Genomic DNA, 23303 nt, shown 5'->3' with positions numbered 1-23303 from the left:
CGTTCACGGGAGCGCACCTGCGACAATCGGTCCCATGACCACCACGCTCAAGTCGAAGCTGCAGGACGACCTCAACGCCGCGATCAAGGAGCGCGACGAGCTCCGCTCCTCGACGCTCCGGCTGACGCTCGCCGCGATCACCAAGGAGGAGGTCGCGGGCAAGGAGAAGCGGGAGCTCTCCGACGACGAGGTCCAGAAGGTGATCACCCGTGAGGCGAAGAAGCGCCGGGAGGCCGCGGAGGCGTTCGCGCAGGGCGGCCGCGCCGAGCAGGCCGAGCGGGAGAAGGCGGAGGGCGAGGTGCTCTCCGCGTACCTGCCCAAGCAGCTGTCCGACGACGAGCTGGACGCGATCGTCGCCCAGGCCGTGGCGGAGGCGAAGGCGGCCGGCGCCGAGGGGCCGCGGGCCATGGGTGCCGTCATGAAGATCGTGAACCCGAAGGTGGCCGGCCAGGCCGAGGGCGGCCGCGTCGCCGCCGCCGTGAAGAAGCTTCTGCAGGGATAAGCCCGGGCGCAGACGTAGGCAGAGACAGGCAGAGACAGGCAGAGGGAGTTACGGCGGCGGGGTCGCACCCTGAACCAGGGGCGCGACCCCGCCGCCGTACTCACATCAAGGGGTCACCCCCGCCAGCCCCCGTTGCCGTTCCCCTTGTTTCCACCGTTCGTCTGGCCCTGGATGAAGTTGCCGGGGAGGGAGAAGGTCGGTGTCGGGAAGGGGCCGCCGGTCGTGGCGCCCGTGGTGCCGCCGTCAGCCGTGCCGCCGGCCGTCAGGCCGCCGATCAGTCCGCCGATCCCGCCCGTGCTGTCCCCGTTCTTGCCCCCGTCGTTCCCCCCGTGGCCTTTTCCCTGACCATCCCCCTTCTTGTTGTCGTCGGGGATGTCGATCAGGTGGAAGTCCTCCACGGGTTTGCCGCTGAGCGCGCCGGTCATCATGTCGCGCCAGATGGGGCCGGGAACCTGGCCGCCGTAGACCTTGTCGTTCCAGACGCCGCCGATGCTGATGTTCTTCATCTGGCGCTTGTGGGCCGGGTCGCCGACCCAGACGGCGCCCGCCATGTTCGGGGTGTAGCCGACGAACCAGGCCGCGTAGCGCTCGTCCGTCGTACCGGTCTTGCCCGCGCTCGGGCGGTCGCCGAGGCCGGCCTCCCGGCCCGTGCCGTCCTCGACCACGCCCTTCAGGAGCGTGCTGACGGTGTCCGCCGTCTTCTCCGACATCGCGCGGGAGCAGGTCGACTTCGGCACCTGCAGGGACTTCTGCACGCTGCCGACCTTCTGCGTGATCGACTCTATGGCGACCGGGGTGCAGTACATACCGCGCGAGGCGAAGGTGGCGTACGCGTTCGCCATCGTCAGCGGCGACACCTCCTGGGTGCCGAGCGCGATGGAGGGTGCCTGGTCGATCGCCCGCCCGTCCGCGCGGTGCACGCCCATCTTCTTCGCCATCTCGGTGACCGGGCAGATGCCGATGTCGCTGATCAGCTGCACGTAGTAGGTGTTGACCGACTTGGCGGTCGCCTCCTTCATGCCCATCGGGCCGTGCTCGGACTCGTTCTCGTTCGTCAGCTTGGCGGGCTTGTTCGGGTCGTTGCGCCAGACCTTGCCGTCACACGCCTGCACCTGGTCCGGGTACGGCATCTCGTACGGCGACGAGTACTGCTGCGTCGGGGGCTTGCCGCCCTCTATGGCGGCCGCCGCGACGATCGGCTTGAACGTCGAACCGGGCTGGTAGCCGGCGCCGCCGCCCATGTCCGAGTTGACCGAGAGGTTGATCTGCGTCTCGTTCTGGCCGAAGCCGTACGGGCGGGACTGGCCCATGGCGAGGATCTTGCCGGTGCCCGGCTCGACGATGGTGGCGGCCGTCGCCACCGCGTCGGACTGGTAGACGTGCTGCTTGATGGATGCCTGTACCGAGTCCTGCGCCTGCGGGTCGAGGGTCGTCCGGATCGTCAGACCGCCCTGGTTCCACAGCTTGGCCCGGGCCTCCTTGGTCCTGCCGAAGACCGGGTCGTTCAGAACCACGTCGCGGACGTAGTCGCAGAAGAACCCGGCGCCCTTGACCGCGGTGATGCAGCCGTTCTTGGGCTGGCTCGGGTGCAGTCCGAGCGGCTTCGCCTTGGCCTCGTCCGCCTCCTGCTGGGAGATGTCGCCGACCTCCGCCATCCGCTGGAGCACGGTGTTGCGCCGCTTGGTGGCCTCCGCCTCGTCGTTGACCGGGTCGTAGCGGCTCGGGGACTGCACGATGCCGGCCAGCAGCGCCGATTCCTGGAGGTTCAGGTCCTTGGCGTGCTTGGAGAAGTAGCGCTGGGAGGCGGCCTCGACGCCGTAGGCCTGCTCGCCGAAGAAGGTGATGTTCAGGTAGTTCTCGAGGATCTTCTTCTTGCCGAGCTTCTCCTCGATCTGGATCGCGTACTTCAGCTCCTTGATCTTGCGACCGAGGGTCTGCTGGGTGGCCTCGGCGACCTTCGTCGGGTCGTCACCGGCCTCCTCGATGAAGTAGTTCTTCACCAGCTGCTGGGTGAGCGTGGAGGCGCCCTGGGCGACCCCGCCTTCCTGCGCGTTCTTGTTCAGGGCGCGCAGGACGCCCTTGAGGTCGATCGCGCCGTGCTGGTAGAAGCGGGAGTCCTCGATCGCGACGATCGCCTTCTGCATGTACGGCGAGATGTCCTTGAGGTCCACCACCGTACGGTCGCGGGAGTAGACGGCCGCGATCTGGTTGCCCTGGTTGTCCAGGATGGTCGTGCGCTGACTGAGCTGGGGGCTCTTCAGGTTCGCCGGGATCTCGTCGAAGCTCTGGACCGAGCCCTTGGCCGCCAGGCCCAGCGCGCCGGCCGCGGGCAGCGCGATGCCCGCCATGACGGCTCCGGCGAGCACACTGACACCGAGGAACTTGGCGGCCTGCTGCGTTGGCGACAGACCACCGCCCGAGCGCTTCTTTGGCATGGGGGCAGCCTAATCCGTACTGTTGAGCGTTCCGAAAGAGCGACCGCATCACGGCACGGCAAAGGGAGACGCCCGCCTTCCCATTCGCCGGACACGCGCGCAGGCCTTGGCCTAAGCTGCTCTCAACTGTCACAGCAGTGCGGTCACGTAATCAATACGTCCGGCGACCCCGAATCGTTCCGGGCGTACCCCGTTTTCTCACACGGGGGACGTGACCGGCTCCTGAGGGGGACGTGTCCGAATCCGCCTCGTGTGTCACCCTGCGCCCGTTGTGGCGCACCACAGCTGTCCCGGTTTGCCGGGATGGTCGCGTATGTCGTCAGCTCACTCCCGCGGGTGATCTGCCGTTAACCCATAGTCCGTTCGGGCCATTCAAGATTGGGCCCGAAGGGGGTGTTGCGCTGTGCCCACCTTCCGTAACGTCCTCAACTGGCAGCGGTGAATATGCCGCTGCCGCCGTGGGGGAGCCTCGATTCGGGAGAGGACGGCGCCGGTATGGGCTGGGTAACCGACTGGAGTGCGCAGGCTGCCTGCCGCACTACCGATCCGGATGAACTGTTCGTTCAGGGAGCAGCGCAGAACAGGGCCAAGGCGGTGTGCACCGGATGCCCGGTACGCACCGAATGCCTGGCGGACGCGCTGGACAACCGCGTCGAGTTCGGCGTGTGGGGAGGCATGACGGAGCGCGAGCGCCGCGCACTGCTGCGCCGCCGGCCCACCGTGACCTCCTGGCGCAGGCTGCTGGAGACCGCCCGCTCGGAGTACGAGCGCGGGGCGGGCATCGTGTCCCTCGACAACGACGAGGTGTACGAGAACTACGCAGCGGTGAGCTGAGGCGGCGGAGGCAGTAGAGGCGGCGGAGGGCATTTCCTCCCGGGCGCCGAGTGGGCGTATGCCGCTCGGGGCAGGGGAAGAGCTGGGGCGCGTGAAAGCGCCGGTCCGGTCCGGCCTGCGCCTGGGGAAGCCACGAACGGCCTTCCGGCCCGGCTCGATCCACGCCGTGCCGCCTGCGGATTCATGTGCGCTCAAGGGTCGGCGCAGGGCCGCATGTCGGCGACGAGTGGTCCGCGTGGTCCGAGATGCCCAGGTTTTCACCAGGCGTCCGATGCCTGTGATGCCTGCGATCCCGCGAATGGTCCCCGCACGCGCATGCCACCGACGCACCGTCCGCGTATGCCGCCACGTACGCGAGACTGTCATTGCACGGGCCCGTTCGACCGCCCGTGTACGTACGCGACGATCAGCCGCGTACGCACGACGATCAGCCGCGTACGTACGACGGTTACCCGCGTACCCGCGCTGATCGCCCGCACGTGCAGGACGATCGCCCGCGCGCATACGGCGGTTCACCGGTGCAGCGTGCGACCGCCCGTCGGCATACGACGACATACGGCGGCTGTCGGCGCGCCAACGACCGCCCGGCCGCGCGCCCGCGTGCACACGGACCCACCGGGCTGCCCGACACCGGGCAAGCTCCACGGCCCCACGGCCGCCGGTCCAGCAGCCGTCGGTTCCGCCTCCGCCGGCCCACTGCCACCGGCCCGCATCCGTCGGTCCCACAGCCGTCAGTTCGGCATCCGCCGTCCCCGCAGCCGCTGGCCTCGCAGCCATCGGTCCAGCCTCTGTCGGTCCAGCATCTATCGGTCCGCAGCCGCTAGCCTCGCAGCCACCGGCCCCGCAGCCACCGGCCTCGCAGCCACCGGCCTCGCAGCCACCGGCCTCGCAGCCACCGGCCCCGCAGCCACCGGCCCCGCAGCCACCGGACTCGCCTCCGTCGGCTCTGGCCGCGCCTACGGCAGCTCCGTCCGTCCTGTCGCGCCCGCGGCCAGGCGGGCGCCGATGTCGCGCAGACCGGCGAGGTCGTGGACGTCGCCGGGCAGCGCGGGTACTTCGACGACCGCCACCTCGGGGTGGCGGGCGGTGAAACGGTCACGCGTGCGCTGCTCGCGCGAGAGCAGCTGCATGCGATCGGCGTGCAGTCGCAGTAGACCCGCGGTGAGCCGGTCGACGGAGCGCTCCGTATCGGCGGGGGAGCCTTGCTCGGAAGCTGGGGCGTCGGTTGCGGCCTCGGATGCGGGAGATCGCGAACTGCCGTATGGGTCGGGAGAGTTACGAAGTCCAGCTTTCCCGCCCCCCTGATCCACAATGCGGGGGTCCTCAAGATTTTCGGCGGCGGCGAGCGCCCGCTCCGCCGACAGCCGGACGGCGCCGCTGCCGTGGACCCGGTTGAGCACCAGACCCATCAGCGGCATCTTCTCCGCCGCCAGCCGCTCCACGAAGTACGCCGCTTCGCGGAGCGCGTCCCGCTCCGGGGCCGCGACCACCAGAAAGGCCGTACCGGGCGCCTGGAGCAGCTTGTACGTGGCGTCCGCGCGCGTACGGAACCCGCCGAAGGTGGTGTCCATCGCGGCCACGAACGTCTGCACGTCCTTCAGCAGCTGGCCGCCCAGCAGCTTGCCGAGCGTGCCGGTCATCATCGACATGCCGACGTTGAGAAAGGCCATCCCCGCGCGTCCGCCCAGCTTGGCGGGGGCGGTCAGCAGGCGGATGAGCCGGCCGTCCAGGAAGGAGCCCAGCCGCTTCGGCGCGTCCAGGAAGTCCAGCGCCGAGCGGGACGGCGGGGTGTCGACGACGATCAGGTCCCACTCGTCCTTCGCGCGCAGCTGGCCCAGCTTCTCCATCGCCATGTACTCCTGCGTGCCCGCGAAGCCCGCCGAGAGTGACTGGTAGAAGGGGTTCGCCAGGATCGTGGCCGCCCGCTCGGGGTCCGCGTGCGCCTCCACGACCTCGTCGAAGGTGCGCTTCATGTCGAGCATCATGGCGTGCAGTTCGCCCTCGCCCTCGGTGCCCTTGACCCGGCGCGGGACGTTGTCGAGGGAGTCGATGCCCATCGACTGGGCCAGCCGGCGGGCCGGGTCGATGGTGAGCACGACCACCTTGCGGCCCCGCTCGGCCGCCCGGAGGCCGAGGGCCGCCGCGGTCGTCGTCTTGCCGACCCCGCCCGAGCCGCAGCACACCACGATCCGCGTCTTCGGGTCGTCCAGCAGCGGGTCGATGTCCAGCACGCGCGCGGGAGAGAGACCGTGGGCCTTCTCCCGTCCGTCGGTCTTGCCGCGCCCGTCGGCGTTCCTCCGTCCGTCGGCCTTTGCCCGCCCCGCGGCCTTCTCCGGCCCGACGGCGGCCTCCGGCCCCGCGGCCTTCTCCCGCCCCGCGGCCGTCTGTGTCGTCTCGGGCGCCTCGGCCGGGTCCGCACTCATGTCAACCCCTGCTTCCGCAGCTCGGTGGCGAGTTCGTACAGGCCCGCCAGGTCCATGCCCTCGGCGAGCAGCGGCAGTTCGCCCAGCGGCAGGCCCAGCTCGCCGAGGACCGCGCGCTGCTCCTGCTCCAGCGCGTACCGCTCGGCGTACTCCGCCGCCTGCCACAGCAGCGGGTCCACCAGCTTCTCCGCGTTCCCACCGCGCCGGGCCCCGCCCAGGCCCGCCGCCGAGAGTGCCTGTGCGACAGAGGAACGCTCCACGGCCCGTACGAGTTCCAGGTCGGCAGCGTCCAACACCTCCGGCCGGACCATGTTCACGATGATCCGGCCCACCGGAAGCCGTGCCGCGCGCAGTTCCGCGATGCCGTCGGCGGTCTCCTGGACCGGCATCTCCTCCAGCAGCGTCACCAGGTGCACCGCCGTCTCCGGCGACTTCAGCACCCGCATCACCGCCTGCGCCTGATTGTGTATCGGGCCGATCTTCGCCAGGCCCGCCACCTCGTCGTTCACGTTCAGGAAGCGGGTGATGCGGCCCGTCGGCGGGGCGTCCATGACGACGTAGTCGTACGCGAACCGTCCGGAGCGGTCCTTGCGGCGCACGGCCTCGCACGCCTTGCCGGTGAGCAGGACGTCCCTGATGCCCGGGGCGATGGTGGTGGCGAAGTCGATCGCGCCGAGCTTCTTCAGGGCCCGGCCCGCGCCGCCGAGTTTGTAGAACATCTGGAGGTAGTCCAGAAGGGCCAGTTCGGCGTCTATGGCCAGGGCGTACACCTCGCCGCCCCCCGGAGCGACCGCGATCTTGCGCTCCTCGTATGGCAACGCCTCCGTCTCGAAGAGCTGGGCGATGCCCTGCCGGCCCTCGACCTCCACGAGAAGCGTCCGCTTCCCCTCGGTGGCGAGGGCCAGCGCCAGTGCGGCGGCGACCGTCGTCTTTCCGGTCCCGCCCTTGCCGCTGACGACCTGGAGCCTGCTCACGTCTTCGAGACTAACCAGTCCGCTCGACACTCACGCGGGAGGCTGTGGATAACGCAGGTCACTGTCCCCGGGGCGCAGGTCACCGCCCCCGCCGCCGCAGCGGCTACAGTCGGCCCCATGACCAAGTGGGAATACGCAACCGTGCCGCTGCTCGTCCATGCCACGAAGCAGATTCTGGACACCTGGGGCGAGGACGGCTGGGAGCTCGTCCAGGTCGTGCCCGGGCCGAACAACCCCGAGCAGCTCGTGGCCTACCTGAAGCGGGAGAAGCAGGCATGAGCGCGGTCGAGGCCAGGCTGGCCGAACTGGGGCTGACCCTGCCGGAGGTCGTACCGCCGCTGGCCGCCTACCAGCCGGCCGTGCAGTCCGGTGTGTACGTCTACACCGCCGGCCAGCTGCCGATGGTCGAGGGCAAGCTGCCGGTCACCGGCAAGGTCGGCGCCGAGGTCACCCCGGAGGAGGCCAAGGACCTGGCCCGTACCTGCGCGCTGAACGCGCTGGCCGCCGTGAAGTCCGTCGTCGGCGATCTGGACCGCATCGCGCGCGTGGTGAAGGTCGTCGGCTTCGTCGCCTCCGCGTCCGACTTCACCGGGCAGCCCGGTGTCGTCAACGGCGCCAGCGAACTGCTCGGCGAGGTCCTCGGCGACAAGGGCGTGCACGCCCGCAGCGCGGTCGGTGTCGCGGTGCTGCCGCTGGACGCGCCGGTGGAGGTCGAGATCCAGGTGGAACTCGCCCAGTGACCCACTGCGGCGGCCCACCGCGGCCCCTCTGACCTCGGGCACCTCTCGAACATTCGCACTGCACGGGATAGCCTCCGGCCATGGCGAACGGTCAGTGGTACCCCCCGGAGTGGCCCGACCGCATCCGCGCGCTCGCGGACGGCACCCTCACTCCGGTGTCCCCCAGGCGCGCGGCCACGGTGCTGCTCCTGAAGGACACGCCGGACGGCCCCGCGGTCCACATGCTGCGCAGACGCGCCTCCATGGCCTTCGCCGGAGGTGCGTACGCGTATCCCGGGGGCGGTGTCGACCCGCGCGACGACGACCGTCTGGTGCGCTGGGCGGGCCCCACGCGCGCGTGGTGGGCGGAGCGGCTCGGCGTCGACGAGCCGGGTGCCCAGGCGATCGTCTGCGCCGCCGTACGGGAGACGTACGAGGAGGCCGGTGTCCTGCTCGCCGGACCCGACGCGGAGTCGGTCGTCGGCGACACCACCGGGGCGGACTGGGAGGCGGACCGGGCCGCGCTGGTCGCGCGCGAGCTGTCCTTCGCCGAGTTCCTCGACCGGCGCGGGCTGGTGCTGCGCTCGGACCTGCTGGGTGCCTGGACCCGCTGGATCACCCCGGAGTTCGAGGCCCGCCGCTACGACACCTGGTTCTTCGTGGCCGCCCTGCCCGAGGGCCAGCGCACCCGGAACGCCTCCACGGAGGCCGACCGCACGGTGTGGATCCGCCCCGCGGAGGCCGCCGCCGGCTACGACAAGGGCGAGCTGCTGATGATGCCGCCCACCATCGCCACCCTGCGCCAGCTGCTGCCGTACGCCACCGCCGCCGAGACGCTCACGGCGGCCTCCGGGCGCGACCTGACGCCGGTACTGGCCCGTGCCCGCCTGCAGGACGGTGAGATCGTCCTGTCCTGGCCGGGGCACGAGGAGTTCACGAAGCACGTTCCGACGGCTCCGACGACGGCCGAGACGACGGGTGGAGGCCCCGCATGACCGACGCAAGCACGCTGCCGGGCCAGCCCCGCGGCCAGGTGCTCTCCGGCCCCGCCACCGAACGGGCCGTCAACGTCCTCGCGCCCAACGCCTCCGCGATGACCCTGGACGGCACCAACACCTGGATCGTCGCCGAGCCCGACTCCGAGCTCGCCGTGGTGATCGACCCGGGGCCCCTGGACGACGGTCATCTGCGCGCCGTCGTGGACACCGCCGAGAAGGCCGGCAAGCGCATAGCCCTCACCTTGCTCACCCACGGCCACCCCGACCACGCCGAGGGCGCCGCCCGTTTCGCGGACCTGACCGGCACACGCGTGCGTGCCCTCGATCCGGCGCTGCGTCTCGGCGACGAGGGCCTGGCCGCGGGCGACGTGATCACCGTCGGCGGCCTGGAGCTGAGGGTTGTACCGACCCCCGGGCACACCGCGGACTCGCTGTGCTTCCATCTGCCGGCCGACCGGGCGGTGCTGACCGGCGACACCATCCTCGGGCGCGGTACGACGGTCGTGGCGCACCCGGACGGCCGTCTGGGCGACTATCTGGACTCCCTGCGCCGGCTGCGGTCCCTGACCGTGGACGACGGCGTGCACACCGTCCTGCCGGGCCACGGGCCGGTCCTGGAGGACGCCCAGGGCGCCGTCGAGTTCTACCTCGCCCACCGCGCCCACCGGCTCGCCCAGGTGGAGACGGCGGTCGAGGACGGCTACCGCACCGCGTCCCAGGTCGTCGCCCACGTGTACGCCGATGTGGACCGCTCCCTGTGGCCGGCGGCCGAGCTGTCGGTACGGGCCCAGCTGGACTACCTGAGCGAGCACGGCCTGATCTAGACCCTGTCGTTCGGATCATCCCGGCGTCGCCGAACGACAGGGCCCGGCCCCGGCTCCCGGCTAGTCGGGTCTGGGCGCCTTCACGCCGTGCACGCGCGCGTACTCGTCGGCGAGCCAGGGTCCGAGGTCGTCGACGTACGTGCGCAGCACCTCCGGGTCGCTGACGGGTTCGTAGCCGTACCCTGCCGCCGTACGCAGCTGTGCGCCCCGCTGTGGGTAGGAGGCGGCGAACGCCTCCGCCATCTCCCGCAGATCGCTGGTCCAGCCGTTCCAGCGGGGCATGACCAGCGTGAAGCCGGTGCGGACGAGATGCCGGGACATGAAGCGCACGAGGCGCCGCCGGGCCTCCTCGGTGTCCTCGGCGTCCGCGATCCGCTCACGCCAGCGGGGCAGCCACAGCGCCAGGTCGCCGTTGGTCTCGCGGGCGAGCAGGGAGTCGGGGCGGTAGCGCGGCAGCTGCTCGGCGAGGTCCGCACCGAGCAGCGGGGTGCACAGACAGGCCACGAACCAGCCAAGGTCGTACCGCTCCAGGTCGCTCAGCAGCCGCTCCCTGCCGTACAGCAGCGTGCCGACGCCGTCGATCTGCGCGAATTCCTCGTCGACCGCCTCACCGAGCGCCCGTACGGCCTCCCGGTCGGCGTCGGCCGGCTCTTCCCGGAGCGCCACCAGCAGGTCCAGATCGCTGCGGCCCGCACGCGCGGTGCCCCGCGGGATCGATCCGTAGAGGTAGGCGCTGTGCAGCCGGGCTCCGAAGGCCTCCAGCAGGCCGTCGCGTGCTGCGGCCACGACGGGACGGAAAACGTCGGGCACGCGCGCGAGGGAGCCTTCGCGCGCGATGAAGCCATGGTCGTCGAGCCCGGGCCGACGGATCGTTTCAGCCATGGGGCAACTGTGCCGCCCGTGAGGCGGGCCGTGCCGCCCGTTTTCGGCGCGGCCGGCAATCCGGCGGCCCCGGGCGGCGACGGCAGCGGGGCCGGGCTTGCATGAAGCCGACCCCGGGGTCGTACGGGCAGGACCGGCGTCAGCGCGACCTCTTGGCCAGCCTCTCCACGTCCAGCAGGATCACGGCCCGCGCCTCCAGGCGGAGCCATCCGCGCTGGGCGAAGTCCGCCAGCGCCTTGTTCACGGTCTCGCGGGATGCGCCGACCAGCTGGGCCAGCTCCTCCTGGGTGAGGTCGTGGACGACGTGGATGCCCTCCTCGGACTGCACGCCGAAGCGGCGGGACAGGTCCAGCAGGGCGCGCGCCACGCGGCCGGGCACGTCGGAGAAGACCAGGTCGGACATGGCGTCGTTGGTCTTGCGCAGCCGGCGGGCGACGGCGCGCAGCAGGGCGCCGGCCACCTCGGGGCGGGCGTTCAGCCAGGGCTGGAGGTCGCCGTGGCCGAGACCGAGCAGCTTGACCTCGGTCAGCGCGGTCGCGGTCGCCGTACGCGGGCCCGGGTCGAAGAGCGACAGCTCGCCGATCAGCTCGCCGGGGCCGACGACGGCGAGCATGTTCTCGCGGCCGTCGGGGGAGGTGCGGTGCAGCTTGACCTTGCCCTCGGTGACGACGTACAGCCGGTCGCCCGGGTCGCCCTCGTGGAACAGGGAGTCGCCGCGTGCGAGGGTCACCTCACTCATGGAGGCGCGAAGCTCCGCGGCCTGCTCGTCGTCGAGAGCCGCGAAGAGCGGGTTGCGCCGCAGAACGTCGTCCACTGAGTTCTCTCCTTGTCGACCTGCTCAGGGGATCTTGCTCCCCCGAGTGCCAGGGGACCGTGTTCCCCATTTTGCCGGACGGTCCAAACAGTGTGATCTGTCACAAGGATGCCGCACAGGTGTGCCGAGGTAAGCGTCAGGGGTCCAATCGGGGGCCGATCCTTTGGGTCCGGGGCGGATGTCAGTGCCGGGCCTTAGGGTGGCCGGGTGTCCAAATCGCCGGTGAGAGCACAGGCTGAGGGGGCTTGGCGGGTGGTTGTACGTCGCGATTCCGCTGTGGGCGAACAGAGCTCCGGCGTCAGTAAGAAAACCGGAAAAACGGCAAAAAAGGCCGCGTCGGCCAAGAAGGCGACGCCGACCAGGAAGGCGGCCTCGGCCAAGAAGGCGGCTCCTGCCAAGAAGGCCCCTGCCAAGAAGGCGGCCGCGGCCAAGAAGGTCGCCCCCGCCAAGAAGGCCGTGGCGACCGGGAAGGCCGTGGCGGTGAAGAAGGCGGCGCCCGTCAAGAAGGTCGCCGTGAAGCCGCCGAGGGACGAGTCCCGCACCGCCCTGGTGCGCCGCGCCCGCCGCATCAACCGCGAGCTCGCCGAGGTGTATCCGTACGCCCACCCCGAGCTGGACTTCGACAACCCCTTCCAGCTGCTGGTCGCCACCGTGCTGTCGGCGCAGACCCCCGACCTGCGGGTCAACCAGACCACCCCGGCGCTCTTCGCGAAGTACCCGGCCCCCGAGGACCTGGCCGCCGCCAACCCCGAGGAGGTCGAGGAGATCCTGCGCCCCTGCGGGTTCTTCCGGGCCAAGACCAAGTCGGTCATAGGGCTCTCCAAGGCGCTCGTGGAGGACTTCGGCGGCGAGGTCCCCGGCAGGCTCGAGGACCTGGTCAAGCTGCCCGGCGTCGGCCGCAAGACCGCCTTCGTCGTGCTCGGCAACGCCTTCGGGCGACCGGGGATCACCGTGGACACGCACTTCCAGCGGCTCGTGCGCCGTTGGCAGTGGACCGACGAGACCGACCCGGACAAGATCGAGGCCGCCGTCGGCGCGCTGTTCCCGAAGAGCGACTGGACCGACCTGTCGCACCACGTGATCTGGCACGGCCGCCGGATCTGCCACGCCCGCAAGCCCGCCTGCGGCGCCTGCCCGATCGCCCCGCTCTGCCCGGCCTACGGCGAGGGCGAGACCGACCCGGAGAAGGCGCGGAAGCTCCTGAAGTACGAGAAGGGCGGCTTCCCCGGCCAGCGCCTGAAGCCCCCGCAGGCCTACCTCGACGCGGGCGGCAAGGCGGCCCCGCCACTGGGGGCCGCGTGACGGAACGATCTCGGGGTCCCCGGGCGTTGGACAGGCAGACAGGCAGAGCGAGGGGGGTGGCGATGGCGAGGGCCAGTGAGACGCGGGGCGGCGCGGTGACACTCAGCACGGAGGGACTGCCGGAGTGGCTGGGGCCCGTGGTGCGGGCCGTCGAGACGGTCGAGCCGCTCCAGCTGAGCCGCTTCCTGCCGCCGGAGAACGGCTCGGGCCGCAAGTCGGCCGTGCTGATCCTGTTCGGCGAGGGTGAGCGCGGCCCGGAGCTGCTGCTGATGGAGCGCTCCGGCTCGCTGCGCTCGCACGCCGGGCAGCCGTCCTTCCCCGGCGGCGCGCTTGACCCCGAGGACGGCGATCCGCACACCGACGGACCGCTAAGGGCCGCGTTGCGCGAGGCCGAGGAGGAGACCGGCCTGGACCCCGAAGGTGTCCAGCTCTTCGGCGTGCTGCCCGCGCTGTACATCCCGGTCAGCGGTTTCGTCGTCACGCCGGTGCTCGGCTGGTGGCGTGAGCCCAGCCCGGTCGGCGTCGTGGATCCGAACGAGACGGCGCGGGTCTTCACGGTCCCCGTGGCGGATCTCACGAACCCCGCCAACCGCGCCACCACCGTCCATCCCAGTGGCTTCCGAGGCCCGGCATTCCTGGTCGAATCGGCCCTGGTGTGGGGTTTCACGGCCGGCGTGATCGACCGCCTGCTGCATTTCGCGGGCTGGGAGCGCCCCTGGGACAGAGAGAAGCAGGTCCCACTCGACTGGCGCGCATGACAGGGTGTCGTTCGTGAACGTGCTGGACATCCTGTTGCTGGTCGCGGCCGTCTGGTTCGCGGTCGTCGGCTACCGCCAGGGCTTCGTCGTCGGCATCCTGTCGGTGATCGGGTTCCTGGGCGGCGGCCTCGTCGCCGTGTACACGCTGCCCGTGATCTGGGACGCCGTGACCGACAACGCGGACGTCGGCACCACCGCTGCCGTGGTCGCCGTGGTCGTCGTCATCGTCTGCGCCTCCGTCGGCCAGGCCCTGACCACCCACCTGGGCAACAAGCTGCGCCGGTACATCACCTGGTCCCCGGCCCGCGCCCTGGACGCCACCGGCGGCGCCCTGGTGAACGTCGTCGCCATGCTGCTGGTGGCCTGGCTCATCGGCTCCGCCCTGGCCGGCACCACCCTGCCGACGCTCGGCAAGGAGGTGCGCGGCTCCAAGGTGCTCCTCGGAGTCTCCCGTGCGCTGCCCGCGCAGGCCGACACCTGGTTCGCGGACTTCTCCTCCGTCCTCGCGCAGAACGGCTTCCCGCAGGTCTTCAGCCCCTTCGCCAACGAGCCGATCAAGGACGTCCAGCCGCCCGACCCGGCGCTCGCGAACAGCCCGGTCGCCGTGCGGGCCCAGCGCTCCATCGTCAAGGTCACCGGCACCGCCCCCAGCTGCGGCAAGGTCCTCGAGGGCACCGGCTTCGTGTTCGCCAACCGCAGGGTCATGACCAACGCGCACGTCGTCGGCGGTGTCGACGCGCCCACCGTGCAGATAGGCGGCGTGGGCCGCAAGTACGACGCCAAGGTCGTCCTGTACGACTGGAAGCGCGACATCGCCGTGCTCGTCGTACCCGATCTGAAGGCGAACGCCCTCAGGTTCTCCGCGCAGGACGCGTCCGGCGGTGACGGCGCGATCGTCGCGGGCTTCCCGGAGAACGGCTCGTACGACGTGCGCGCCGCGCGCGTGCGCGGGCGCATCACGGCCAACGGCCCGGACATCTACCACCGCGGCACCGTCCGCCGCGACGTCTACTCGCTGTACACGACCGTCCGCCAGGGCAACTCGGGCGGCCCGCTGCTCACCCCGGAAGGCCGGGTGTACGGCGTGGTCTTCGCCAAGTCCCTCGACGACGCCGAGACCGGCTACGCCCTCACGGCGGACGAGATCCAGCCCGACATCCAGCAGGGGCGTACGGCGAACGAGCAGGTGGGCACGGACAACTGCGCCCTGTGACCATTCCGGAGGAGAGGCTCAGCCGCGCGGATGACCGGGAGGCTCAGCCGCGCGGGTGTCGCAGACGCATCGAGACCCAGCGGGCCCGGCGGCGCAGGATGCGCGGAATCCCGACCCGGAGGTCGGCTTCCGCGAGTTGCGGGTTGCCTCGCTGAGACGTGCTCGCACCGGCGCTCGAGCGGCGGTTGCGGGGTGCGTCACTGTAGTCGTGCGTCCAGCCCATACCCCGACGTGTGCCCCTGCCCGAAGGTCGATAACCGCCTGAGCGCCGTCCAATTGGCCTATGCGGAAGGCATGTGGCCGTTCGGGGGACAACTGTTCAGCAACCGGATACTCCACGCATCGAACCGTCACCGCACGGTCACCGGTGTCCCTCACCGTTTCGAGTGAACATCACGGCAGCGCGTGTCCGCCGCGCGCGTGCCTCACCGGTCCGGCTCGGGATCCCGCAGCCAGTTGACGAGCTCGGCGGAGAAGGCGGCCGGGTCCTCCTCGTGGGGGCTGTGCTTTCCCGGGGGATAACCCCCGGACCCCCAGCCGTGCTCGAGCGGACGACACTTCACCGGTCCGGCTCGGGATCCCGCAGCCAGTTGACGAGCTCGGCGGAGAAGGCGGCCGGGTCCTCCTCGTGCGGAAAGTGGCCGAGGCCGTCGAACAGGCGCCAGCGGTACGGCGCTTCGACGTACTCGCCCGAACCGGCCGCGCTGCGGGTGCGCGTCACCGGGTCCAGCGAGCCGTGCAGGTGCAGCGTGGGCACCCGTACCGGCCGCTTCATCCTGCGGTTGAACTGGATGCCGTCCGGGCGGGCCAGCGAGCGCACCAGCCAGCGGTACGGCTCGATGGCGCAGTGCGCCGTCGACGGGATGCACATGGCCCGCTGGTAGGTCTTCACCGCCTCCTCCTGCGGCGGCCGCGGCCCGGACCAGTCCCGGATCAGCCGGCCGACCAGCGCACCGCCGTCCGCGGTGAGTTGACGCTCCGGGATCCACGGCCGCTGGAAACCCCAGATGTAGGAGTTGGCGGCCGTCTGCCGGGCGTCCCGCAGCATCGCCGCGCGCCAGCGCCGCGGATGCGGCATCGACACCACGGCGAGCCGCCGTACCAGCTTGGGCCGCATCGCCGCCGCCGTCCACGCCAGATAGCCGCCCAGGTCATGGCCGACCAGCGCCGCGTCCGGCTCGCCGAGCGAGCGGATCACGCCGGTGACGTCGAGGGCGAGGCCCGCGGGGTCGTACCCGCGGGGCGTGCGGTCGCTGCCGCCCACGCCCCGCAGGTCCATCGCCACCGCCCGGTAGCCCGCGTCGGCAAGCGCGACCAGCTGGTGCCGCCAGGTCCACCAGAACTGCGGAAAGCCGTGCAGCAGCAGCACCAGGGGGCCGTCGCCGAGCTCGGCGATGTGGAAGCGCGCGCCGTTGGCGGCGACGTCCTTGTGCGTCCAGGGACCTTCGATCCGTACGGCCGAAGGGGCGGGGTCCGTCATGACGACGAGCGTGCCACAGTCTCGATGGCCGCGGGGGCCCGGTCCGCGGGCAGCTCCGCGCGCGGGTGCGGCTTGGCGTTCTGCAGCACGCCCGCCGTCTCCTTCATCGAGGCGGCCACCTTCTGCGCTCCCTGGCCCTTCTTGGCCTTCTTCGCGAACACCACGCCGATCAGCGCGAGGACGCCGGCGATGAGCACGTTCGCCGCGAAGGACAGCAGGAAGCAGACCGCCAGGTTCCAGTGGCTCCAGGTCCGGATGCCGTAGGCGAGGGCGAAGTTGAGCATCGGGAGCGAGAAGACGAGCAGCACCAGGGCCGCGGTGAACGCGCCGCCGCTGGTCGCGCCGCGCTTGACGTCCTGCTTCAGCTGCGCCTTGGCCAGCGCGATCTCGTCGTGCACCAGCGCGGACAATTCGGTCGTCGCCGAGGCGAACAGCTGGCCGATACTGCGTTCGGCGCCGACCGGGCTGCCGTCGGGTGCGCTCATCGCGTTCTCCCTTACGAGGTCTGTCGTGCCGCGGGCTCCCCGTGCCGTCGTACGGTCGGCGTACTGCCGTCGTACGCGGCCGGCGGGCCCGCTCGTGTGGCCGTCTTGTTTTGTACCGTCTCGTCAGATCATGCCGGACGCCCGCCCTCCTCGCCTGCCCCGCCCGGCACTTCCTCAAAGCCCGTGGCGCGCCGCGGCGGCCTTCTCGGCGGCGATGCGGCGGTGTTCGGCGGCCTTGCGTTCGTGGATCTCGGCCATGCGCAGGTGGTAGGCCGGGTCGTCCTGTTCGTAGACGTCCGGGATGCCGTCGAGGTCCTCGTCGCGCTCCTCCTCCTCGCACAGCCTGCGGTACCTGGCGTTGCGTATCTTCAGCAGCACCGTCGCGCACAGTGCCGCGAGGAGCGATCCGGTGAGGACGGCCGCCTTGACCTCGTCCGTGAGGACCGCGTCGCCGGCGAAGGCGAGTTCGCCGATGAGCAGGGAGACGGTGAAGCCGATGCCGGCGAGGGAGGCCACCGCGAAGACGTCGGCCCAGGCGAGGTCCTCGCTGAGGGAGGCGCGGGTGAAGCGGACGGTCAGCCAGGTGCCGCCGAAGATGCCGATCGTCTTGCCGACGACCAGCCCGAGCACCACGCCGAGCGTCTCCGGCTTGGTGAACACATCGCCGAGCGCCCCGCCGGAGACCTTCACCCCGGCGCTGAACAGCGCGAACATCGGCACGGCGAGTCCGGCCGACAGGGGCCGCACCAGGTGCTCGACGTGCTCGCCCGGGGAGTGCCGCTCACCCTCCCGGGTGGTGCAGCGCAGCATTAGGCCCATCGCCACACCGGCGATGGTGGCGTGCACGCCGCTGTTGTACATCAGGGCCCAGATCACCACGGCGAGCGGCACGTACACGTACCAGCCGCGGACGCCCTTGCGCAGCAGCACCCAGAAGACCACCAGTCCGGCCGCGGCCCCGCCGAGGGCGGCGAAGTTCAGCCGGTCGGTGAAGAAGATCGCGATGATCAGGATCGCGAAGAGGTCGTCGACCACCGCCAGGGTGAGCAGGAAGGCGCGCAGGGAGCTGGGCAGGGAGGTGCCGATGACGGCGAGGACCGCGAGCGCGAAGGCGATGTCGGTGGCGGTGGGCACCGCCCAGCCCTGCGTCGAGCCGTGGCCCATGGCGGTGGTGAGGGCGTAGACGAGCGCGGGTACGGCCATGCCGCACAGCGCGGCGACCACGGGCAGCACGGCCGCCCTGGGGTCGCGCAGGTCCCCGGCGACCAGCTCCCGCTTGAGCTCGATCCCGGCGACGAAGAAGAACACCGCGAGGAGTCCGTCGGCGGCCCAGTGGGCGACGGAGAGGTTGAGGCCGAGCGCGCCGGGGCCGAGGTGGAAGTGGCCGACCGACTCGTAGCCGTGGTGCAGGGCGGGGACGTTCGCCCAGATCAGCGCCGCCACGGTGGCCAGGAGCAGCAGGACACCGCCGACGGTCTCGGTCCGTAGCGCATCCGCGACGAAGGCCCGCTCGGGCAGGGAGAGACGGCCGAGCGCCTTGCGGGGGGCTTTCGGGGTGCGGAGCGCGGCCACGGCGGGGACCTCCGGGTCGTACGGCGATGATCACGCCGTCGCGCGGGGTCGCCGACGGCGTCGCCGACCAGACTTCCCGGCACACCCTGAGGCTGCCACTTTACCGGATTTTGACGCTAGATGTTAGTGAGGTGAACGAAAGGGGGCGCCCGGTGGTGACACCGGGCGCCCCCTGCCGCCGTTCCGCCTAGTCCTCGCTGGGCGCGGCGGGCAGCTTGGCCTGGATGAGGTCCATGACCGTGCTGTCGGTCAGCGTGGTGACGTCACCGAGCTGGCGGTTCTCGGCCACGTCCCGCAGCAGGCGGCGCATGATCTTGCCGGAGCGGGTCTTGGGCAGCTCGGCCACCGGCAGGATCCGCTTGGGCTTGGCGATCGGGCCCAGCGTGGCGCCCACGTGATCGCGCAGCTCGCCGACGAGCCCCTCGGTCTCCGCGGCCGTACCGCGCAGGATCACGAACGCGACGATCGCCTGACCGGTGGTCTCGTCGGCGGCACCGACGACGGCCGCCTCGGCGACCGACGGGTGGGAGACGAGCGCCGACTCCACCTCGGTGGTGGAGATGTTGTGCCCGGACACGAGCATCACGTCGTCCACCCGGCCCAGCAGCCAGATGTCGCCGTCCTCGTCCTTCTTCGCGCCGTCACCGGCGAAGTACTTGCCCTCGAAGCGGGACCAGTAGGTGTCGATGAACCGCTGGTCGTCGCCCCAGATGGTGCGCAGCATCGACGGCCAGGGCTCGGTGAGGACCAGGTAACCGCCGCCGCCGTTCGGCACCTCGTTCGCCTCGTCGTCGACGACGGTCGCCGAGATGCCGGGCAGCGGGGTCTGCGCGGAGCCGGGCTTGGCCTCGGTGACGCCGGGCAGCGGCGAGATCATCATCGCGCCGGTCTCGGTCTGCCACCAGGTGTCCACCACGGGCGTGGTGTCGGCACCGATGTTCTTGCGGTACCAGATCCACGCCTCGGGGTTGATGGGCTCGCCGACCGAGCCGAGGACGCGCAGGGAGGACAGGTCGAACTTGGCGGGGATGTCGTCGCCCCACTTCATGAACGTCCGGATCGCCGTCGGCGCGGTGTAGAGGATCGTGACCTTGTACTTCTGCACGATCTCCCAGAAGCGGCCCTGGTGCGGGGTGTCCGGCGTGCCCTCGTACATGACCTGCGTCGCGCCGTTGGCCAGCGGGCCGTAGACGATGTACGAGTGCCCGGTGACCCAGCCGACGTCGGCCGTGCACCAGTACACGTCCGTCTCCGGCTTGAGGTCGAAGACCGCCCAGTGCGTGTACGCCGCCTGGGTGAGGTAGCCACCGGAGGTGTGCAGGATGCCCTTGGGCTTACCGGTCGTGCCGGAGGTGTAGAGGATGAACAGCGGGTGCTCCGCCTCGAACGCCTGAGGGCTGTGCTCGGCCGACTGCCGCTCGACCAGCTCGTGCCACCACACGTCCCGGCCCTCGGTCCATGCCACGTCCTGGCCGGTACGGCGCACCACGAGCACGTGCTCGACGTTGTCGACCTTGGCGATCGCCTCGTCCACGGCCGGCTTGAGGGCGGACGGCTTGCCGCGCCGGTAGCCGCCGTCGGCGGTGATGACGACCTTGGCGTCCGCGTCCTGGATGCGGGTCGCGAGCGCGTCCGCCGAGAAGCCGCCGAAGACCACCGAGTGCGCGGCGCCGATCCGGGCCGAGGCCAGCATCGCGATCGCGGTCTCCGGGATCATCGGCATGTAGATGGCGACCCGGTCGCCCTTGCGGACACCCAGCTCCAGCAGGGCGTTGGCCGCCTTGGAGACCTCGTCCTTCAGCTCGGCGTAGGTGATCGAGCGGCTGTCGCCGGGCTCACCCTCGAAGTGGATGGCGACCCGGTCACCGTGCCCTGCCTCCACATGCCGGTCCACGCAGTTGTAGGCGACGTTCAGCTCGCCGTCCTTGAACCACTTCGCGAACGGCGGGTTCGACCAGTCCAGCGTCTCCGTCGGTTCCTTGGCCCAGGTCAGCCGGCGGGCCTGCTCGGCCCAGAAGCCGAGCCTGTCAGCCTTGGCCTGTGCATACGCCTCCGCCGTGACGTTGGCATGCGCGGCCAGGTCGGCGGGTGGCGCGAACCTGCGTTCTTCCTTGAGCAGGTTGGCCAGGCTTTCGTTGCTCACGACATCTCCCTCTCGCAGGGTGTCCGTTGTGTCCCAGGCCACAGCTCATCAGACGCGGGGGTCCGCTGACAAGGGTCGTCGGCAAAATTGGTTTAGACCTGTTGGCAAGTTCCTTTCTCCGCCCGAGCTCTGGGCCTCTGTCGGACGGACCGTGTGCCTCCTTCACCGGTACGCCGTCCGGGACACATCCGCGACGCGTCCCCGGACGACCTCGAAGACGCCGCCCCCGTCCCTCTCGCTCCCCGCCAGCACGTACGCCTGTGCCTCGCCCACGTGGAAGTACATCCCGTGCAGCTCCAGCCGGTCCTGCGCCAGCGCCCGGGCCACCGGGTCGTGCGCCCGCAGGTGCTCCAGCTGCTGGACCACGTTGATCAGGCACAACTGCTCCACCGCGTCCGCCGGGGCCCGCCCGGCGAGCCGGGGCCGGGCACGGCCGTCCCCGGCCATCCGCGCCAGACTCGGCCTTCCGTGCCGCAGCCAACGACTCAGCGGGGTGCCGGCGCCGGTGCCGGTCGCGGCCAGCAGGGCCTGCATCGCCCCGCATCCCGAGTGCCCGCACACGGTGATGGAGCGCACGCCGAGCACCTCCACCGCGTACTCGACGGCGGCCGCCACCGATTCGTCGCCGTGCTCCTCGCCCGGCATCGGCACCAGGTTGCCGATGTTGCGGACGACGAACAGGTCGCCGGGACCACTGGCGGTGATCATCGACGTGACGAGCCGGGAGTCGGCGCAGGTGAGGAAGAGTTGCGCGGGCCGCTGACCCTCCCGGGCGAGCCGCGCCAGCTCCTCACGCACCAGCGGCGCGGTGTGCCGCTGGAACGAGCCGATCCCACGGACCAGTTCGTGCCCGGCCTCCCGTCCCGCCGGAGCGGCGACGGCCTCCGGGACGCAAGACCGGTGATCACGCCAGGGCGTCCAGGGCCGCCACCGGCACCCGGCGGGCGGGGCTTGCCCGGTGGACGAGGCCTGCGCGTCGGGCGGGGCTTGCTCGGTGGGCTGTGCTTGTCCGGTGGGCTGGGCATGTCCGGCGGGCGGGGCCTGTCCGGTGGGCGGGGCCTGTCCGGTGGAGGCGAGGGCCTGCCCGGCGGGCGGGGTCCGCCCGGAAACCGGAGTCGGCTCGGTGGCAGGGTCCGGCCCAGTGGGCGGGCTCTGTCCGGCAGCCGGGGTCGGCCCGGGGCTCAGCTCCGGCCCGGCGGTCCGGATTCCGCCGCGCCGGCCCGACAGCTCCGCCGTACCGCCGCGCGCGGTGTGGGAGCTGCGCCAGTCCTGCAGTGACTCGTACGCCGCGTGGTCCATGAACGATCCGTCCAACTCCACGACGGCGTGGGCGCCTTGGGGTACGAGATGCAGGGAGCGGCTGAGCCTGGGCACCGCGAGGAATGTCAACTGGCCTCGGATTCTTACGTGATGGACTCCTTCCTTCTCTTCGTGGGTGATGCGGGTGCGGGCGAGGCGCCGCAGGGCGACGGCGACCGCCACGGCGATCCCGAGGAGCACGCCCTGCAGGACGCCGAGGAGCACCACGCCGAGTGTGGTCGCGGCGTAGACCGGCACTTCGCGGTGGCGGGTCACCGTGCGGATGTGGTGCAGGGACACCATCTGGATACCGACGGCCATGACCAGGGCGGCGAGGGAGGCGAGCGGGATCTCCTCCAGGGCCGGGACCATCAGCAGCGCGGCGACTACTACGAGAACGCCGTGCAGCATCGTGGAGTTCCGGCTCACGGCACCCGCATTCACATTGGCGGTACTTCTCACGGCGACCCCGGCGACGGGCAGCCCGCCGAGTGCCCCGGAGACGATGTTGGCCGCGCCCTGGCCCAGCAGTTCCCGGTCCAGGTCCGACCGGCCGACGCCTGGGCCCGGTCCGGGTCGGGCCGCGGCCAGCTTGTCCACGGCCACCGCGCCGAGAAGCGACTGCACGCTGCACACCAGGGTGGTGGTGAGCACGGCCGCGGCGAGGCCCGGCGCCGGGCCCTCGGGCAGTCCGGCCAGTGCGTGGCTGCGCCACGACGGCAGGTCGACCCGGGGCAGGGTCAGGCCGGTGAGGGCCGCCGTGGCCGTGGCCCCGGTGACGGCGACGAGGGCGGCCGGCACGCGCCGGAGCACCCGGCCGGTGCGGCCGGGCAGGCGGGGCCAGGTCAGCAGCAGGGCGAGCGTCAGCGCGCTCATCGAGACGGCGGCCGGATGCAGGTGGGCCAACTGGGTCGGCAGCGCACGGAGGTTGGCGAGGACGGAGCTGTCGGGGCTGCCGCCGAGGACGATGTGCAGCTGGGCGACGGCGATGGTGATGCCGATCCCGGCGAGCATGCCGTGCACCACGGCCGGGCTGACCGCGAGCGCGCCGCGCGCCACCCGCAGGCTGCCGAGGCCGAGTTGGGCGAGTCCGGCGAGGACGGTGATGCCGCAGGTCGCCCGCCAGCCGTAGCGGTGGATCAGGTCGGCGGTGACCACGGTGAGTCCGGCGGCGGGCCCGCTGACCTGGAGCGGGCAGCCGCCGAGCCGGCCGGCGACGAGTCCGCCCGCGGCCGCGGCGACCAGGCCTGCCTGGAGCGGGGCACCGGTGGCCAGGGCGATGCCGAGGGACAGGGGCAGAGCGATCAGGAAGACCGCGACGGACGCCGACAGGTCGGCGCCCGCCACAGGGAAGCGGGCCCGGCGGCCCGGCGGCGCGCCGTGTGGTGGGGGCGGGTCTTGGATGGGCGAGAGTGCGCAGGCTGACATGGTCCCGTCTCCTCCGGGGCGGCGGGATAGAGCAAAGCTTGGCAAATGAACGGTAATGCCACGTAAAGCACATGCATAGCTTTTCCTGGCAAACAGCCCAGCCGATCCCTCGCACGAGTGAAGTAATCATTTGATCGGCTTGTCGTACTAATTCCTTCTCGGTCCCGTGCGAACTTGGCGGCGCTGCCGGTTCAAGCCCGGCACATCACCGGAAAACG

20 protein-coding genes are annotated in these 23303 nt (G+C 71.2%); 9 read left to right on the top strand and 11 right to left on the bottom strand.

What is annotated here, in order from left to right; translation table 11 throughout:
• Window positions 1-34: 34 nt before the first annotated feature.
• Window positions 35-502, top strand: a complete 468-nt coding sequence (locus ABB07_RS17695) for a GatB/YqeY domain-containing protein (RefSeq protein ID WP_208899610.1) — start codon at window positions 35-37, stop codon at window positions 500-502.
• Window positions 503-615: 113 nt separating this feature from the next.
• On the opposite strand, the gene ABB07_RS17690 is transcribed toward ABB07_RS17695, so the two are convergent.
• Window positions 616-2937, bottom strand: a complete 2322-nt coding sequence (locus tag ABB07_RS17690; RefSeq protein WP_208899609.1) for a transglycosylase domain-containing protein — start codon at window positions 2935-2937, stop codon at window positions 616-618.
• A gap of 495 nt (window positions 2938-3432) precedes the next feature.
• On the opposite strand from ABB07_RS17690, the gene wblA reads away from it, so the two are divergent.
• Window positions 3433-3771, top strand: a complete 339-nt coding sequence (gene wblA, locus ABB07_RS17685; RefSeq protein WP_030606400.1) for a transcriptional regulator WblA — start codon at window positions 3433-3435, stop codon at window positions 3769-3771.
• A gap of 956 nt (window positions 3772-4727) precedes the next feature.
• Here wblA and bagB read toward each other — a convergent pair.
• Window positions 4728-6194, bottom strand: a complete 1467-nt coding sequence (gene bagB, locus ABB07_RS17680) for an ATPase BagB (protein ID WP_244189403.1) — start codon at window positions 6192-6194, stop codon at window positions 4728-4730.
• On the bottom strand, window positions 6191-7168 hold the full coding sequence (gene bagA / locus ABB07_RS17675) for an ATPase BagA (RefSeq protein WP_208899608.1): 978 nt from the start codon (window positions 7166-7168) through the stop codon (window positions 6191-6193). The genes bagB and bagA overlap by 4 nt, the downstream gene beginning before the upstream one ends.
• Window positions 7169-7285: 117 nt before the next feature.
• Here bagA and sp36 point away from each other — a divergent pair, with 117 nt between their 5' ends.
• From sp36 to ABB07_RS17655, 4 genes are all read left to right on the top strand, one after another.
• Window positions 7286-7447 (top strand): Sp36 family protein, encoded by a 162-nt coding sequence (sp36, locus tag ABB07_RS17670; RefSeq protein ID WP_003975360.1) that lies wholly within the window; start codon window positions 7286-7288, stop codon window positions 7445-7447.
• Entirely contained in the window at window positions 7444-7908 is a 465-nt protein-coding gene (locus tag ABB07_RS17665; protein WP_208899607.1) for a RidA family protein, read from the top strand. The genes sp36 and ABB07_RS17665 overlap by 4 nt, the downstream gene beginning before the upstream one ends.
• Before the next feature lie 80 nt (window positions 7909-7988).
• A complete protein-coding gene (locus tag ABB07_RS17660) occupies window positions 7989-8882 on the top strand; it encodes an NUDIX hydrolase (protein WP_208899606.1) in 894 nt (297 codons plus the stop codon).
• Entirely contained in the window at window positions 8879-9709 is an 831-nt protein-coding gene (locus tag ABB07_RS17655; RefSeq protein ID WP_208899605.1) for an MBL fold metallo-hydrolase, read from the top strand. The genes ABB07_RS17660 and ABB07_RS17655 overlap by 4 nt, the downstream gene beginning before the upstream one ends.
• 60 nt (window positions 9710-9769) lie before the next feature.
• Here the strand turns inward: ABB07_RS17655 and ABB07_RS17650 are convergent, their stop codons facing one another.
• Both ABB07_RS17650 and ABB07_RS17645 read right to left on the bottom strand, forming a co-directional pair.
• A complete protein-coding gene (locus ABB07_RS17650) occupies window positions 9770-10591 on the bottom strand; it encodes a nucleotidyltransferase domain-containing protein (RefSeq protein WP_208899604.1) in 822 nt (273 codons plus the stop codon).
• A gap of 139 nt (window positions 10592-10730) precedes the next feature.
• Entirely contained in the window at window positions 10731-11405 is a 675-nt protein-coding gene (locus ABB07_RS17645; RefSeq protein WP_014674022.1) for a Crp/Fnr family transcriptional regulator, read from the bottom strand.
• Between the two features lie 276 nt (window positions 11406-11681).
• Here ABB07_RS17645 and nth point away from each other — a divergent pair, with 276 nt between their 5' ends.
• The 3 genes from nth to ABB07_RS17630 all read left to right on the top strand — a co-directional run bounded on the left by nth (window position 11682) and on the right by ABB07_RS17630 (window position 14678).
• Window positions 11682-12707: an endonuclease III gene (gene nth / locus ABB07_RS17640; protein WP_208899603.1), complete on the top strand. Its 1026-nt coding sequence runs from the start codon at window positions 11682-11684 to the stop codon at window positions 12705-12707.
• 62 nt (window positions 12708-12769) lie between these two features.
• Window positions 12770-13465 (top strand): NUDIX hydrolase, encoded by a 696-nt coding sequence (locus ABB07_RS17635; RefSeq protein WP_208899602.1) that lies wholly within the window; start codon window positions 12770-12772, stop codon window positions 13463-13465.
• A 13-nt stretch (window positions 13466-13478) separates the two neighbouring features.
• Window positions 13479-14678 carry a MarP family serine protease gene (locus ABB07_RS17630; protein ID WP_208899601.1) on the top strand — a complete coding sequence of 400 codons (1200 nt, stop codon included), beginning with the start codon at window positions 13479-13481 and terminating at the stop codon, window positions 14676-14678.
• Window positions 14679-14721: 43 nt separating this feature from the next.
• Here ABB07_RS17630 and ABB07_RS40870 read toward each other — a convergent pair whose 3' ends face one another.
• The 6 genes from ABB07_RS40870 to ABB07_RS17605 form a co-directional block, all read right to left on the bottom strand.
• The gene (locus tag ABB07_RS40870) at window positions 14722-14901 is read right to left on the bottom strand and encodes a hypothetical protein (RefSeq protein WP_244189402.1); all 180 of its coding nucleotides are present in this window, start codon (window positions 14899-14901) and stop codon (window positions 14722-14724) included.
• A 336-nt stretch (window positions 14902-15237) separates the two neighbouring features.
• The gene (locus ABB07_RS17625; protein ID WP_208899600.1) at window positions 15238-16158 is read right to left on the bottom strand and encodes an alpha/beta fold hydrolase; all 921 of its coding nucleotides are present in this window, start codon (window positions 16156-16158) and stop codon (window positions 15238-15240) included.
• Window positions 16155-16643 carry a phage holin family protein gene (locus ABB07_RS17620; RefSeq protein WP_208899599.1) on the bottom strand — a complete coding sequence of 163 codons (489 nt, stop codon included), beginning with the start codon at window positions 16641-16643 and terminating at the stop codon, window positions 16155-16157. Before ABB07_RS17620 ends, ABB07_RS17625 begins: the two co-directional genes overlap by 4 nt.
• Window positions 16644-16817: 174 nt before the next feature.
• On the bottom strand, window positions 16818-18215 hold the full coding sequence (gene nhaA / locus ABB07_RS17615) for a Na+/H+ antiporter NhaA (protein ID WP_425264730.1): 1398 nt from the start codon (window positions 18213-18215) through the stop codon (window positions 16818-16820).
• 187 nt (window positions 18216-18402) lie between these two features.
• Window positions 18403-20358: an acetate--CoA ligase gene (acs, locus tag ABB07_RS17610; RefSeq protein WP_208899598.1), complete on the bottom strand. Its 1956-nt coding sequence runs from the start codon at window positions 20356-20358 to the stop codon at window positions 18403-18405.
• Window positions 20359-20520: 162 nt separating this feature from the next.
• On the bottom strand, window positions 20521-23085 hold the full coding sequence (locus ABB07_RS17605) for a SulP family inorganic anion transporter (protein WP_208899597.1): 2565 nt from the start codon (window positions 23083-23085) through the stop codon (window positions 20521-20523).
• Between the last annotated feature and the right edge of the window lie 218 nt (window positions 23086-23303).

It is taken from the genome of Streptomyces incarnatus, from assembly GCF_001027185.1.
GTDB classification, from domain to species: Bacteria; Actinomycetota; Actinomycetes; order Streptomycetales; family Streptomycetaceae; genus Streptomyces; species Streptomyces puniciscabiei.
This window is presented reverse-complemented; position numbering and strand designations above follow the sequence as displayed.

What these genes read in the sequence shown, in the direction of transcription:
- ABB07_RS17695 (WP_208899610.1), top strand. Translation starts at nt 35, where the DNA reads ATGACCACCACGCTCAAGTCGAAGCTGCAGGACGACCTCAACGCCGCG.
- bagB (WP_244189403.1), bottom strand. Translation starts at nt 6,194, where the DNA reads ATGAGTGCGGACCCGGCCGAGGCGCCCGAGACGACACAGACGGCCGCG.
- ABB07_RS17650 (WP_208899604.1), bottom strand. Translation starts at nt 10,591, where the DNA reads ATGGCTGAAACGATCCGTCGGCCCGGGCTCGACGACCATGGCTTCATC.
- ABB07_RS17690 (WP_208899609.1), bottom strand. Translation starts at nt 2,937, where the DNA reads ATGCCAAAGAAGCGCTCGGGCGGTGGTCTGTCGCCAACGCAGCAGGCC.
- ABB07_RS17665 (WP_208899607.1), top strand. Translation starts at nt 7,444, where the DNA reads ATGAGCGCGGTCGAGGCCAGGCTGGCCGAACTGGGGCTGACCCTGCCG.
- ABB07_RS40870 (WP_244189402.1), bottom strand. Translation starts at nt 14,901, where the DNA reads ATGGGCTGGACGCACGACTACAGTGACGCACCCCGCAACCGCCGCTCG.
- ABB07_RS17655 (WP_208899605.1), top strand. Translation starts at nt 8,879, where the DNA reads ATGACCGACGCAAGCACGCTGCCGGGCCAGCCCCGCGGCCAGGTGCTC.
- sp36 (WP_003975360.1), top strand. Translation starts at nt 7,286, where the DNA reads ATGACCAAGTGGGAATACGCAACCGTGCCGCTGCTCGTCCATGCCACG.
- ABB07_RS17660 (WP_208899606.1), top strand. Translation starts at nt 7,989, where the DNA reads ATGGCGAACGGTCAGTGGTACCCCCCGGAGTGGCCCGACCGCATCCGC.
- wblA (WP_030606400.1), top strand. Translation starts at nt 3,433, where the DNA reads ATGGGCTGGGTAACCGACTGGAGTGCGCAGGCTGCCTGCCGCACTACC.
- ABB07_RS17635 (WP_208899602.1), top strand. Translation starts at nt 12,770, where the DNA reads ATGGCGAGGGCCAGTGAGACGCGGGGCGGCGCGGTGACACTCAGCACG.
- ABB07_RS17605 (WP_208899597.1), bottom strand. Translation starts at nt 23,085, where the DNA reads ATGTCAGCCTGCGCACTCTCGCCCATCCAAGACCCGCCCCCACCACAC.
- ABB07_RS17625 (WP_208899600.1), bottom strand. Translation starts at nt 16,158, where the DNA reads ATGACGGACCCCGCCCCTTCGGCCGTACGGATCGAAGGTCCCTGGACG.
- ABB07_RS17620 (WP_208899599.1), bottom strand. Translation starts at nt 16,643, where the DNA reads ATGAGCGCACCCGACGGCAGCCCGGTCGGCGCCGAACGCAGTATCGGC.